This window comes from Zunongwangia mangrovi (genome assembly GCF_900112105.1).
Taxonomy (GTDB): Bacteria; Bacteroidota; Bacteroidia; order Flavobacteriales; family Flavobacteriaceae; genus Zunongwangia; species Zunongwangia mangrovi.
The window spans coordinates 21,295-35,456 of sequence record NZ_FOKV01000012.1 but is presented as its reverse complement, the minus strand read 5'-3'; the positions used below and the strand labels follow the sequence as shown (position 1 = coordinate 35,456).

General features: G+C 35.3%; 13 protein-coding genes. 6 read left to right on the top strand and 7 right to left on the bottom strand.

Annotated features, from left to right (window positions below):
• Nucleotides 1-21 precede the first annotated feature (21 nt).
• The 3 genes from BM201_RS17150 to BM201_RS17140 are packed head-to-tail and all read right to left on the bottom strand — an operon-like array spanning nucleotide 22 to nucleotide 4,230.
• The gene (locus BM201_RS17150) at nucleotides 22-1,656 is read right to left on the bottom strand and encodes a M1 family metallopeptidase (RefSeq protein ID WP_092544898.1); all 1,635 of its coding nucleotides are present in this window, start codon (nucleotides 1,654-1,656) and stop codon (nucleotides 22-24) included.
• Nucleotides 1,657-1,713: 57 nt separating this feature from the next.
• Nucleotides 1,714-2,598: a hypothetical protein gene (locus BM201_RS17145; protein ID WP_092544895.1), complete on the bottom strand. Its 885-nt coding sequence runs from the start codon at nucleotides 2,596-2,598 to the stop codon at nucleotides 1,714-1,716.
• 3 nt (nucleotides 2,599-2,601) lie between these two features.
• Nucleotides 2,602-4,230 carry an acyl-CoA carboxylase subunit beta gene (locus tag BM201_RS17140; protein ID WP_092544893.1) on the bottom strand — a complete coding sequence of 543 codons (1,629 nt, stop codon included), beginning with the start codon at nucleotides 4,228-4,230 and terminating at the stop codon, nucleotides 2,602-2,604.
• A gap of 181 nt (nucleotides 4,231-4,411) precedes the next feature.
• On the opposite strand from BM201_RS17140, the gene BM201_RS17135 reads away from it, so the two are divergent.
• From BM201_RS17135 to ettA, 3 genes are all read left to right on the top strand, one after another.
• On the top strand, nucleotides 4,412-4,591 hold the full coding sequence (locus tag BM201_RS17135) for a CAL67264 family membrane protein (protein WP_092544891.1): 180 nt from the start codon (nucleotides 4,412-4,414) through the stop codon (nucleotides 4,589-4,591).
• A gap of 28 nt (nucleotides 4,592-4,619) precedes the next feature.
• Complete coding sequence (locus BM201_RS17130) at nucleotides 4,620-5,078, top strand: DinB family protein (protein ID WP_092544888.1); 459 nt, start codon at nucleotides 4,620-4,622, stop codon at nucleotides 5,076-5,078.
• A 108-nt stretch (nucleotides 5,079-5,186) separates the two neighbouring features.
• Entirely contained in the window at nucleotides 5,187-6,878 is a 1,692-nt protein-coding gene (ettA, locus tag BM201_RS17125) for an energy-dependent translational throttle protein EttA (protein WP_092544886.1), read from the top strand.
• Nucleotides 6,879-6,948: 70 nt separating this feature from the next.
• On the opposite strand, the gene BM201_RS17120 is transcribed toward ettA, so the two are convergent.
• The 3 genes from BM201_RS17120 to BM201_RS17110 form a co-directional block, all read right to left on the bottom strand.
• The gene (locus BM201_RS17120; protein WP_092544884.1) at nucleotides 6,949-7,572 is read right to left on the bottom strand and encodes a response regulator transcription factor; all 624 of its coding nucleotides are present in this window, start codon (nucleotides 7,570-7,572) and stop codon (nucleotides 6,949-6,951) included.
• A gap of 2 nt (nucleotides 7,573-7,574) precedes the next feature.
• Entirely contained in the window at nucleotides 7,575-9,416 is a 1,842-nt protein-coding gene (locus BM201_RS17115) for an ATP-binding protein (protein ID WP_092544881.1), read from the bottom strand.
• A gap of 94 nt (nucleotides 9,417-9,510) precedes the next feature.
• Nucleotides 9,511-10,809, bottom strand: a complete 1,299-nt coding sequence (locus BM201_RS17110; protein WP_092544879.1) for a DUF2254 domain-containing protein — start codon at nucleotides 10,807-10,809, stop codon at nucleotides 9,511-9,513.
• Between the two features lie 170 nt (nucleotides 10,810-10,979).
• Here BM201_RS17110 and BM201_RS17105 point away from each other — a divergent pair, with 170 nt between their 5' ends.
• Nucleotides 10,980-11,420, top strand: coding sequence for an Hsp20/alpha crystallin family protein (locus BM201_RS17105; RefSeq protein WP_092544877.1), 441 nt, complete (start codon nucleotides 10,980-10,982; stop codon nucleotides 11,418-11,420).
• Nucleotides 11,421-11,502: 82 nt separating this feature from the next.
• Here the strand turns inward: BM201_RS17105 and BM201_RS17100 are convergent, their stop codons facing one another.
• Nucleotides 11,503-12,105 (bottom strand): hypothetical protein, encoded by a 603-nt coding sequence (locus BM201_RS17100; protein WP_092544873.1) that lies wholly within the window; start codon nucleotides 12,103-12,105, stop codon nucleotides 11,503-11,505.
• Nucleotides 12,106-12,279: 174 nt separating this feature from the next.
• On the opposite strand from BM201_RS17100, the gene BM201_RS17095 reads away from it, so the two are divergent.
• Nucleotides 12,280-13,662: a M20/M25/M40 family metallo-hydrolase gene (locus tag BM201_RS17095; protein ID WP_092544871.1), complete on the top strand. Its 1,383-nt coding sequence runs from the start codon at nucleotides 12,280-12,282 to the stop codon at nucleotides 13,660-13,662.
• A gap of 11 nt (nucleotides 13,663-13,673) precedes the next feature.
• The gene (locus tag BM201_RS17090) at nucleotides 13,674-14,081 is read left to right on the top strand and encodes a hypothetical protein (protein WP_092544869.1); all 408 of its coding nucleotides are present in this window, start codon (nucleotides 13,674-13,676) and stop codon (nucleotides 14,079-14,081) included.
• Nucleotides 14,082-14,162 lie beyond the last annotated feature (81 nt).

Sequence of the window (14,162 nt, the reverse complement as noted above, 5' to 3'; positions counted from 1 at the left end):
ATTTTTTGAGCTTTAAAAGTTTTATGATTCAAACTTTATATTTACATAAAACTCTAAATCGTTAAGTTTTATAGCATCTTCACTAGAAACTTTTTTGTCTAGTTTTTTCCACTCCATTGTTGGTTTTAAACGGGTTTCTTTTCCGTCGATAAAAACATCTACCGGCATATTAAAACCTTCTACATCTGCTCGCCAGCGAAAGGCGAAAGTTTTTCCTTCTTTTTTAAATTGTAACTCCGGAATTCTGGTATGTCTTAAATATTGATCAAAAACTGGTTTTAAATCCGTTTTAATTGGTTTATCGAAGAATTCTTCAACCGTCTTGGTATCGATTATTTTATGCTTATATGTTGCTGTATAATCTCTAAAAGTATCCCACCAAAGTTCGTCATCGTCATAAATGCTTCTAATGGTGTTCAATAAATTAGATCCTTTAAAATACATATCGCCAGAACCTTCAGCATTAACTCCGTAATCTCCAATAATCGTTGCTCTATTTTGGATATTTGCACGTTGTCCCTTAATATATTTTAAGGCCGCTTCTTTTCCCCAACCGCATTCGGTATAAATAGCTTCAGTATAAGTGGTGAAACCTTCATGAATCCACATATCGGCAATATCTTTGGCGGTGATGCTGTTTCCATACCATTCGTGTCCAGATTCGTGGATAATGATATAATCCCACTTTAAGCCAACTCCGGTTCCAGAAAGATCATTTCCTAAGTATCCTTTCATGTATTTATTTCCGTAGGCAACAGCACTTTGATGCTCCATACCTAAATACGGAGTTTCCACTAATTTATAGCCATCTTCTACAAAAGGATAAGGCCCCATTTTCTCGTAAAAACAAGCCATCATATCCTGAACTTCTTCAAAGTGTTTTTTTGCTTTTTCAAGATTGTAAGGAAGCACGTAATAATCTAAAGTTAGATCCTGAAATTTATCTGAAAAATGCTCGTAGTTAGCGATGTTGATCATCACATCGTAATTATTAATTGGGTTAACGGTCTCCCAACTCCACTCGGTATAACCATTTCCAAGATCTTTTTTACCAATCATTCTGCCGTTAGAAACATTCATTAATCCGTTTGGCACTGCAATATCTAACTGAACACTTTCTGGCTCATCACTCTGGTGATCTTTATTAGGATACCAAAGGCTGGCTCCAGTTCCCTGTACGGCAACACCCACCCAGGGATTTCCCTGTTCGTCCTGCGTCCAAACAAAACCACCGTCCCAGGGCGCGTTTTTAGCAACTGTTGGATGACCCGAGTAGAAAAATTCTAAAGAATCTGTGGTGTTTTTAGCTAAAGCTTCTCCAAATTCAATAAAAACAGCATTGTATTTACGGTTATATTGAAGGTTTTTTCCGTGGTAAACGATCGAATCGATATCCATATTTTCGAATAGATCGATTTGTATTACCGGTAATTCCTCTTCGGTTTTAAAAGTGATAATATTGCTACCGCCAATAAATTTTTCTGAAGGATCTACTTTCAGTTTTAAATGATATTTTAGTGCATCATAAGCACGTTCAGCTCTTAGTGAGCCACGAAGCGTATCAGCTTCGGTATATTTTTCTTTGTTGCTAAGCACTTGTGAGGACGCTGCAAAAGCAAGCATTGAAAATAAAAATGTAGAAAGAACTTTTTTCATTCCTGATGATTAAATTAAACAATGTGGTTTTAAACTATATTGAGGTTATTGTTATTATTAATTTTGATGCACTACATAAATTCGTGCATTTGGATTTTCTTTTAAGCGTTGTTGCATATCTGAGGTTAATTCTTCAAAACTCTTAAGATTAGCACCTTTACAAACTCCATAGGAATAGTGATATTTTAGAATTTCGAGATCTTTTTTGGAAGCTCTTCTATAACCTTTACAGCTTGAAAGCATGCTATAACAATCCATATCGTCTGAAGAATAAAAATATCCAAGAGATCTAAAAAACCAATATTTCAAATGATTTCGTTGTGTAATACTATTTTTGACGTTTTCAGTATTAATTTTTAATGATGCATCATAGATTTGTTGTTTGCCGTTCCAACTAACATAATATCCACTATTTCTTGCAATTCTTGGGTCGTAATCTATATTAGATTTTAAATTTAAATAATAGATATGGTAGTTAGATGCTTCAATATTATCTACTCGCTCGATATTAAGGGAATCAATATCTTTAGAAATCGACTGGGCGAATTCCATTAAGTCGTTAACATGTGATTTTGGAACACTTTCCTCAAAAAATATTTTGATATCATCTTTCCAATATTTCATGGTTGTTTTATCGCTATTTTCCTTCTTAGCATTAAAAACAACTGTTTTATAAAGCTCTAGAAAAGAAGAATCCTTAGGTTCATATTTTACCCTAACTTCCCCATTTTTTCGTTTTAGTGGATAAAAATCTTCAGGAACATTTACTAAGCTGTCTCCATTTATAATTTTAATTTTTTCTGGATCTGGCTCTTCTTCTGCGAACTTCCGATAAGCATCTATTGGTATAAATGTTTTAGTACGCGCTATCAGGGTAGAATCCTGGCTAAAAAGTGAGCTACAAGTTAAATTGATAAATAATAAGAATAATAGTTTTCGCATAGATTAAGTTTGAATTACACCTAAATTAAAATCTTTTTCAATTGGGGCGTGATTCGCAGCTTCGATACCGGTCGAGATCCATTTACGGGTATCCATAGGGTTGATAACCGCATCTGTCCATAATCTTGCTGCCGCATAATATGCTGAGGTTTGCTCGTCGTATCTGGATTTTATTTTATCAAAAACTTTTTTCTCTTTTTCAGCATCTACCTTTTCGCCTTTTTTCTCTAAAGAAGCGGTTTCGATTTGTGCTAAAACTTTCGCGGCCTGCGTACCGCCCATTACTGCAAGCTCTGCACTTGGCCAGGCAACGATCAATCTTGGATCGTAAGCTTTACCGCACATCGCATAATTACCGGCGCCGTAAGAATTACCAATAATAATTGTGAATTTTGGTACTACGGAATTACTTACCGCATTTACCATCTTTGCACCATCTTTAATGATGCCGCCATGTTCACTTTTGCTGCCCACCATAAATCCGGTTACATCCTGAAGGAATACTAAAGGGATTTTCTTTTGGTTACAATTAGCAATAAAACGGGTGGCTTTATCGGCAGAATCTGAGTAGATCACTCCGCCAAACTGCATTTCTCCTTTTTTGGTCTTTACGATCTTACGCTGATTGGCAACAATTCCCACGGCCCAACCATCGATTCTTGCATAGCCGGTGATAATCGTTTCGCCGTAACCTTTTTTGTATTCTTCAAATTCAGAATCATCAACTAAACGCTCAATAATTTGAGTCATATTATATTGATCTGATCGCTTTTTAGGTAGAATTCCGAAGATCTCGTTAGGATCTAATTTAGGTTTTACAGCTTTTTTTCGGCTAAAACCAGCGGTATCAAAATCGCCAATTTTATCCATAATATTCTGGATCTTGGTCAGCGCATCTTTATCGTCTTTGGCTTTATAATCTGTTACGCCGCTAATTTCTGTATGCGTGGTTGCACCACCAAGGGTTTCATTATCGATGGTTTCGCCAATTGCTGCTTTTACCAGGTAGCTTCCGGCAAGAAAAATACTTCCGGTTTTTTCAACAATAATAGCTTCATCACTCATAATTGGTAAATATGCTCCACCGGCAACACAGCTTCCCATCACGGCAGCAATTTGGGTAATTCCCATACTGCTCATTACCGCATTATTTCTAAAGATCCTTCCGAAGTGTTCTTTATCTGGGAATATTTCATCCTGCATTGGTAAGTAAACACCGGCACTATCTACCAAATAAATAATAGGTAATTTATTTTCGATAGCGATTTCTTGTGCACGTAGGTTTTTTTTACCGGTAATAGGGAACCAGGCACCGGCTTTTACGGTAGCATCGTTAGCTACAACGATACATTGTTTACCAGAAACCTTCCCGATTTTTACCACAACGCCACCGCTTGGGCAGCCACCGTGTTCTTTATACATGCCATCACCGGCAAATGCGCCAATTTCGATAGCAGCTTCAGGATTATCCAGTAAAAAATCTATCCGCTCTCTGGCAGTCATTTTTCCTTTGGCGTGATGTTTCTCGATACGTTTCTCGCCACCACCAAGATACACTCTCTTTAGATGATGGTTTAAATCTGAAACTAATAATTTATTATGATCTTCATTTTTATTGAAGTTAATATCCATATAAACAGTTTTTTGGAAGCAATTTTATGGTGAGTAAAAATGAATTTTAACCTTGATTTGCTTAATTCTTTTCAAAAATAATTTAAAAATTTTCACAATATTGGCTAAAATACAAAATACAAGCTATTTGATTTTTAAAATACTAATCAAAATATGCGATATTTGTAAGAAATATTTTTTTATGGGATTAAACAAGAACACCATTTTCGCCTGGGCTTCATTTATTATATTTTTAGTGGCCACAGCGATCGTACTTCTAGGTGTCTTAAAATATAAAGATCACGCGATAGGTTTTTCTGTAGTGGGAATTGGTTTTTTTGCTGTTTCCTGGGTTTTTAATGCACTGAAAGGCCGAATTTGATTTTATAAATTTAAAAGAAGATAGATTTATGGAGAGAGCACAATTGGTAAAACATCTTATGGGTGGTGAAGCTTTTATGCCTATAGATAAGGTTTTAAATGAAGCATCGTTCGAAAAGATTGGTAATAGAATCCATGGTTTACCGTATTCTTTTTACGAGATATTTTACCATATCACCTACACCCAGAAGGATATCCTGGATTATATATTCTTAGATGATTACCAAACACCAAAATGGCCAGAAGCTTATTGGGATCAAAAACAAGCTCCAGAAAGCGAAAATGAATGGGAACAGTTAAAATCCAAATTCTTTAAAGAGCGACAGCAGCTTGCAGATTACATTCTGGATGAACAGAACAATTTGGATACGCCGGTTAAAAATAGTGAAGATCATACTTTGCTTAGAGAGTTGTTGCTTGTTATAGAGCATAATGCACAACATACCGGGCAACTTATTCTTTTGCTTCGACTTTTAGGCGATCACTAATATTTTGTGTTTCTTTATTTGTATTTTTGCTCGGTTTTAAAGTCATATTGGATGATTTTAAACTGAATTTTTAATAGTATTAATTCAACCAAAAAATTTTACGATTACATGGCAGATGATAAAAAAGTGATATTCTCGATGAGTGGGGTTACTAAAACCTACAAATCTGCGAATACACCTGTTCTAAAAAATATATACCTAAGTTTTTTCTACGGAGCAAAAATTGGGATTCTTGGTTTAAACGGTTCTGGTAAGTCTACTTTAATGAAGATCATTGCTGGCCGAGATACCAATTATCAGGGAGACGTTGTATTTTCTTCTGGATATACCGTTGGTTATCTTGAGCAGGAGCCCGAGCTGGATGAAGATAAAACTGTTCTTGAAGTTGTTAAAGAAGGTGTTGCTGAAACTGTAGCGGTTTTAGATGAGTACAACAAGATCAACGATATGTTTGGTTTGCCTGAAGTTTATGAAGATGCAGATAAGATGCAAAAGCTTATGGACAAGCAGGCAGAACTTCAGGATAAGATCGATGCGAGCAATGCGTGGGAATTAGATACCAAGCTGGAAATTGCAATGGACGCTTTAAGAACTCCAGATGCAGATAAGAAAATTTCAGTATTATCTGGAGGAGAAAGAAGACGTGTAGCACTTTGCCGTTTATTACTTAAAGAACCGGATGTACTTCTTTTAGATGAGCCAACCAACCACCTTGATGCCGAATCTGTACATTGGTTAGAGCATCACTTAGCACAATATAAAGGAACGGTGATCGCGGTAACTCACGACCGTTATTTCTTAGATAATGTTGCCGGTTGGATCTTAGAATTAGATAGAGGAGAAGGAATCCCATGGAAAGGAAATTATTCTTCGTGGTTAGATCAAAAATCAAAACGTTTAGCACAAGAGCAAAAGCAGGCAAGTAAACGCCAAAAAACGCTTGAGCGAGAATTAGAATGGGCTAAAATGAATCCAAAAGGTCGTCAATCTAAGCAAAAAGCTCGTCTTAAAAATTACGACAAGCTTCTTAGTCAGGATCAAAAACAAATGGATGAAAAGCTTGAAATTTACATTCCTAATGGTCCAAGATTAGGTACTAACGTGATCGATGCAAATGGAGTAAGTAAGGCTTTTGGAGATAAATTATTATACGAAGATCTTAATTTTAGTTTGCCACAAGCGGGAATTGTTGGAATTATTGGTCCAAACGGTGCCGGTAAGACTACGATCTTTAAAATGATAATGGGCGAGGAGCAACCAGATAAAGGTACTTTTGATGTTGGTGAAACTGCAAAAATCGCTTATGTAGATCAAAGCCATGCTGATATTGATCCTGAAAAAACCATCTGGCAAAACTTTAGTGATGAGCAGGAGCTTATCATGATGGGCGGCAGACAGGTAAATTCTAGAGCATATTTAAGTAGATTTAATTTTAGCGGAAGCGAGCAGAACAAAAAAGTAAATATGCTTTCTGGTGGTGAACGAAACAGACTTCACCTGGCAATGACGCTTAAGGAAGAAGGAAACGTACTGTTACTAGATGAGCCTACGAACGACCTTGATGTGAATACGCTTCGAGCTTTAGAAGAAGGTTTAGATAACTTTGCAGGATGTGCTGTAGTGATCTCTCACGACCGTTGGTTCCTGGATAGAGTTTGTACTCATATTCTTGCTTTTGAAGGAGATTCTCAAGTATACTTCTTTGAAGGTAGTTTCTCTGATTACGAAGAGAATAAGAAGAAACGTCTTGGTGGCGATGTAATGCCAAAACGAATCAAGTATAAAAAACTAACGCGATAATCTTACAATATGGGCTCCCAGTAGGGAGCCTTTTTTTTGCTTATATTTTTTGCTGAATCAAAATTGAAAATCAGGTTGGGAGATTTTTCATTGCGAAATGTAGCAATCCGCTTGAATTTTTAAGATTCAGTTTTCTAATCATGTTCTTACGATGTGTTTCGATGGTAAACTGGCTGCGGTGAAGAATTTCTGAAATTTCCTTGGTACTTTTACCATCCTTAATAAGCTGAAGGATTTCTATTTCGCGATTAGTTAATTTAAAATCACTGGTCCAAACCTTTACATTGCTTACCGCTTTTGCTTTTTCTTCATAAAAAACGGTTTTCCCACTAGTTGCTTTTCGTATGGCTTCGATAAGTTCGCTCGTATGAATAAATTTTGGCAGGTAACCAGAAACGCCTATTTCTTTCAGTTTTTCAAGAATGTTCTCTTCAAAAAGCATCGATAGGCAAATGATCTTCAATGAGCCAAAATAAGGTTTCATTTTTTCAGCAATACTAATTCCAGAATTTCCGGGGAGATTAATATCCAGTAATAAAACATCAGCACGATGAATTTCGTCACTTTTAAGCATGGTTTCTCCATCTCTAAAAGTAGCGATAACCTGAATGTCTTTTATAGGATCCAGGATTTGCATTAATCCTTCAGTAAATAAAGAATGATCATCAACTAATACAATTTTGATTGCTTCCATTTTTAGATAGGTATTTCGATGATGCTTATAATTCCGTTTTCAGTATTTTCAATATGAAAAATTCCCTGATGATAAGACACTCGGGATTTTATATTTTTTATGCCCATGCCTTTGCTGGTCTCTTTTTTAAATCCTACGCCGTTATCTTCTACCTGCAGGCTACAGGTCTTTTCATCACAATTAATGGTAATATCTACAACGCTGGCTTTAGAATGTTTTATAATGTTGGACATAAGTTCCTGAAATATTCTATAGATATTCACCGCTTTTATACTGTCGATCCTTTTATCGTCACCAAGAAGTGTGAGATTGATTTCTATTGGTGTGTTTTTAAAAAGTTCCAGATCTTGCTGAATGGTTTTGTATAAGCCAACACTCTCTATTTCTTTAGGTGATATTTGATAAATTAGGGTGCGAAACTGGTCTTTAGCCAAGCTGAAGATTCCGGAGATTTGCTTTTCATTTTTGTTAGGAGCTTCCATTAAAAGTCGTAAAGCATTCATCGTATTTCCTAATCCATCATGAAGATTTCTGGCGATAAGTTGCTTTTCGTTTTCCTGCACTTCAATTAGCTCCTTGCTTAGTTTTTCGCTCTTCAATTTTGCATTAGTCAGATTCTTGTTCATCGCATTTAATTCCTTTCTGTAATTCAGTAAAAAAGCAATGGTTAAACTAAGAACTTCAAAAGCCACCGCATTTATAATGTTACCCGGAGACATATAGATCGTAGAGCCACCTATTTGCAAAGTATTGGTGATATAAAATAGCAGTGATAGAATGAGAAGAAAATTACAACCTAAGAAATAAATAGCTTGTTTATTCCTCTTCATTATAGAATACACCAGGTTTACCACAAGCACAGCTAAATTGATAAAAAATAATAGAAATAATAAAAGCCGAAATTGGTTAAAAAAAGCTGTGTTTTTAGGAATAAAGATCTGTATCGCTACGAAGAGGATTACAATAAAAAGTATAAAATTATTGATGAGGTTTAACACTGAATTCCATTTAGGGAAATTTTCTTTATGTGCCGTGAAATACTGAAAAACTTTAGTGTGAAAGTAAGAAGCCAGCACTATAAAAAATAACTTTGGAAAACGTAGCCAGAGGCTGTGAATTATATCGGGCACTAAAAGCGCATCGTACATGTATTCTATGGCGTTAAAAGCGATCATGCTCAAAATATAACCAAACATAAAGCCGTAAAGCTTTCTTCTAATTAAAATAAAAAGGAATAGGTTGAATAAAGCCGTAAAAATAAAATACCCAAAATATCGCCCTAATAGAAAAGCATTATTAGATTCGTAGATAAGAATATCTTCTACAGTAGTGAAATCTGTTGGAAAATAGAGATTAGAATGTCCTTGCAGTTCTGTTTTTAAGAGTAGGGTTTTAGTTTCAAATGCCTGCATTTCTACCTTAAAAGAAAGACATCGAATAGGTGTAGGTCTTTCCTCGAGTTTTTGGACTACAGAGGTTTTCCCAAGTTGCAGAAGTTGGTTATTCTTTAGTTCGTATAAAGTGAATAAAATACCGTCATTATAAAAACTCCAATAATAATCCTGTGCAGAAGCCTGGTCGTTTTTTACCGTTAAAGAGAAGTAATTATAACATTTCGTAAAACCAAGGTTTACCATTCGGCTTGGTTGCATATCCTGAAACTCGCCGCTATTGTAGTGCTGAATGATCTCTGCGGAAGTTCTTTCTTCGCAGTCCTGAAATCGTTTAAAAAAGTCGACAATGTGATCTGGATATTCTCCTTTTACAAAAAGTGTGTCATCCTCTGAAGCATAAGCCGGGATTATAAGAAGAAAACAAAGAATTAAAAGGTATTTGTTTAGCACATTAATTTTCAGTGGGTTGGAGTGAAAATAAATTTAGCTAAATACTTCAATTATCAAATACCCAATATCGGGTATTTTTAATTTATAACTGAAATTAGTTGTTTTTAAGGTCGATTTTCAACATTTCAGCATGCTTTTTAATAATTTCAATATCATTTTTAGAAGAAGTTGCTTCTAAAGCACTCGCGAAGAAAAATTTAGCTTCAGAAATAATTAGTTCTTTATAATAATGTTCTTTTTGTTCTTGCTGAAGCATATACTCAAACATTACTGCAATTTTTTGAATAATTATAATGTCGTGAGAACAGTAGGTTCTAATGGTGACTAAAACATTATAAAGTAAATCTTTAAAGTTCACCGTATTCAATCTCAAAAGACATTTGTCGTTTCGATTAACAATACTACTGTCCTTTTTTTGCATTCTTAGCGCCAATAATTCAGTTAAATAATCTATCGCATTAACTGCAGTGCCGGGATCATTAATTCCGGGAGACATAGCTTTAGCTATTATTTCAGTAATTTGTTTAAAAGCCAATACATAATTATCAGCGACCAGTTCTTTTCGCGCAAAGTTGAAATTTGCTAAAACTTCATCTATTTTATCATTATCTAATTTCTTTTCTGAACGGAATACAGGCGTGTCCTTCAGAATAAAAATTCCCTTGACGGGTAGAATATGGAATTTGGTGTCTAATTCTTCACAAAGATCTAACATGTTCGCAACAGATAGATTTTGAAAATAAGCACTTTCTTTAGCATGATAGACATACCAGTTTTTAGAATCTGGAAAATCATCATTTTGGTTTCTTTCGCTATCCAGTAATTTAGTTAGTCGGTTTTTAGATTGCCGATGGATATACTGCAAAATGTTATTGATCTGTATGCTTTGCGAAATAGTATGAATAAAATAGATAAAAGCGCCCATGCAGATCACTGTAAAGAGGATTCCCAAAAACACAGAAAATCCGGGTAGGTTTTTTTGTGCAGCATCGGGATCGATGGCAACCATAATAAAAGTACAATAGAGAATCGTAGCCAGATAGATTCCCAGCACAGTTTGGTGTTTACGATCTGAGATCAAACCTGGTAGTAGTCTTGGTGAATAATTATTGGTAGCCTGGTTGAGCAATACCATCACCATAGAAAAACTAAAAACCATCATCGATATTAATCCGGTAATAATTGCTCCTAAAACACTTAGTGCTGTGTCGCCACTATTAACAATTAGCGACGGGAAATTAGATCGTAAAACCTCTGATGCACCTTGTTCTTCAAGAAATAAGGTAATAAACGTGAATATAAATCCAAGTAGACCAATTACCGTAGGATAAAAAGCGATCCTGCTTTTAATTGAATTAAAGAAAGAGAGTAGGCGAGTAAATAGTTTTTTCATTCGTCAATATATAATGTTTGAATATACTATCAAATTTAGTAAACATGTTAAAAAGTCATGTTAAAAACATTAAAAACTGTCAAAATGACGTTAAATTTTAATTGGAATCCAAATTGCTAATAGCTAAGTGTCTTAAAAAGAAATAAAGTTTAACAAAAAATAAAAAAGTTATGAGTCTAATTAAGAGAAATGAAAACTGGTTGCCATCTGTATTCGATGATATGTTTAAAACAGATTGGTTAGGAGGAACTACTAATGTGAATAATATAGGAACTAGAATTCCTGCGGTGAATATTCACGAATCAGCCGAGAATTTTATCGTCGAAGTTGCTGCTCCTGGAAAATCTAAAGAAGATTTTAAAATTGAATTAGACAACGATGTACTAACCATTTCTGCTGAAGATAAGATAGAAAAAGAAACTTCAGAAAAGAATGGAAAGTACACTCGTAGAGAGTTTAGTTACAGCACTTTTAAAAGAGCTTTTAGTTTACCAGACACGGTAGATAACTCGAAGATCTCTGCAAACTATAACAACGGAGTTTTAGAGATCGCGCTTCCAAAAAAGGAAGAAGCAAAAGTGCAGGCTAAAAGAATGATAGAAATATCATAGGTTTTAGGTTAGTTAGTTAAAAAGGAAAAGCCGAATCCTAGGATTCGGCTTTTTTTATATCTGATATTCGATGTTTTATAGCTTAATTCTTTTCGCTTTTTTCTTCAGGAATATATCTTAAGAAATACATCGTGTCACCACTAGGATGATCCCATTTATTAAATAATTGAAATCCAAATTTTTGATAAACGATGGCATTTTTACGCATTCTGGTTTCAGCATACAGTGGCAAATTGTAAAGTTTTGCCCGTCTGTAAAACTCATTTTTCATTTGAACGCCAACCTGAGTGCCAGGGCCACGAGATTCTTTAAGAATTCCCCAAAACCAGCAGTATAAATATTCGCCTTCCTGTGGGCGTTGTTTTTTAATATAATTCTGAGTTTTTACGATTTTGTAGGCATTTTTGATACCGGTAACATTAAAAACTAGTTTTAACTCAGACCATGCATTTTTCCAAAAATTGTCGTCTTTTTTGCTCGTTTTAAACAAAATAGCAATACCATTTCCATCTTCACTTACGATAAGCGCATCTTTTTCAATAGCCTTATTTACCATGTGTGTAGCAAGATATTCGTAGCGACTGTGCTCGTTTCCTCCTTTTTTTACCACATCCATAGAAGATGGGATCTCTTTTAAAAGAGTGGTCACTTTCCTAATGATATCTGCTTTTTCTTCCTGAGTCAAAATTCGGTGTTTTAGACTGCGAATATAACAAAATCCATAGCTTTTTTGAATGGCCGTGTAGTGGTAATTTTAAACTGAATTATTGCTGAAAACCTCCAATTTCAGCTTTAAGCTTACTTAATTTTTATTTTGAATGATTTTGTAGTTAATTTAAGCTCAAATTTATTCCGAAAAATGAAGAAAATTCTTTTACCCATTTTATTTCTTTCCTTGTTGCCGGTTTTTGGGCAATCTTCAGTAGAAAGTGATTCAGAAAAAATTGCAGCAATCTATGATATGGCTTTAACCAATGGCAAAAGCTACGATTGGCTAGATTACCTGTCTAATGGTATTGGTGGTCGTTTATCTGGATCCTACAGTGCGCAACGTGCGGTAGATTACACCAAGAAAGAATTGGATAGTCTTGGTTTAGACAAAGTTTGGTTACAGGAAGTGATGGTGCCTAAATGGACGCGCGGTGCACGTGAATATGCTTATATTGAAACTATTCCTGGCAGTTCTACACCTATAAATATTTGTGCTCTTGGTGGGTCTGTTGCTACCCCTGAAGGTGGCACAAAAGCTGAAGTTATCGAAGTTCATGGATTGGACGAACTTGAAAAACTTGGGGAAGAAAAAATTAAAGGAAAGATCGTGTTTTTTAATCGACCTATGGATGCTACTAAAATCCATACGTTTAAAGCTTATGGCGGTGCCGTAGACCAACGTGGTAATGGTGCCGCAGAAGCTGCTAAATATGGTGCAGTGGGTGTGCTTGTAAGATCTATGAATTTAAGAATTGATGAATATCCTCATGCCGGCGGAATGTACTATGGTGATATTTCTGAAGATCAAAAAATCCCGGCTGCAGCAATTAGCACTAAAGATGCCGAGTATCTGAGTTCGGTTTTAAAATTGCAAAAAGATCTTAAGGTTTATTTTAAGATGAATTGCGAAACGCATCCAGATGTAAAAAGCTATAATGTAATTGGCGAAATTACCGGAAGCCAGTATCCAGATGAATATATTGTGGTGGGTGGTCATTTAGATTCCTGGGATTTGGGTGATGGCTCGCACGACGATGGTGCAGGTTGTGTACAATCTATGGAAGTGCTGCGTCTTTTTAAAGAAATGGGATACAAACCCAAAAGAAGCATTCGCGTGGTGCTTTTTATGAATGAAGAAAATGGATTACGTGGCGGACTTAAATATGCCGAGGTCGCTAAAGAAAAAAGTGAAGATCATATTTTTGCCTTAGAAAGTGATTCTGGCGGATTTACACCAAGAGGATTTACTTTTCATGCAGATGCTACTCAGCTTACAAAACTACAAAGTTGGGCTTCATTGTTCGCACCTTATTATTTACATATTTTTCAGCAGGGAGAAGGCGGTGCAGATATTGGTCCGTTAGAAGGTGATGGGACGGTTTTGGCCGGTTTGCAACCAGATTCTCAGCGTTATTTCGATTATCATCATGCCGCTACAGATACTTTTGATAAAATCAATAAAAGAGAGCTCGAACTTGGTGGCGCAAGCATGGCCGCTTTAATTTACCTGGTAGACAAATACGGATTGTAATTCGATATTAATTGATAAAATTTCCGGCAATAAACATATCAAATCCAAATTTCAGCAAAGAGGAAGATCTTACTTCCTTTTTGCTTTTGGATGCTTTAATTTATAACGATGCTGAAGTCTACTTTCAGGAATATTTGAAGGACAACTTGTTTTGTGATAGCAACGGGAAGATCTATAAAATTACTGGCAAAAAACATCCAAAATCGATCTTTAAAAAAGTTTTTTTCTTTTTGCCTAATATCTATAAAACCGAATTGATCTTTGAAGCAACTAACGAATATATGACTTTAGATGATCTTCGCGATTTTATGATCGAAAGAATAAAATCTTTAGGCTATGGCAAGTTCGAAGTAAAATGGATTCTGGAACTTCGGAAGGCAAAATCTTATGAAGAATTAATTCTTGGGAAGCAAAACTAGCTTTATGCTAATATTGGAAGATTTGCAGACTTATTTTTTAATGATAAATCAATCTCAAGCCAAATAAAAGCCATTATCTTT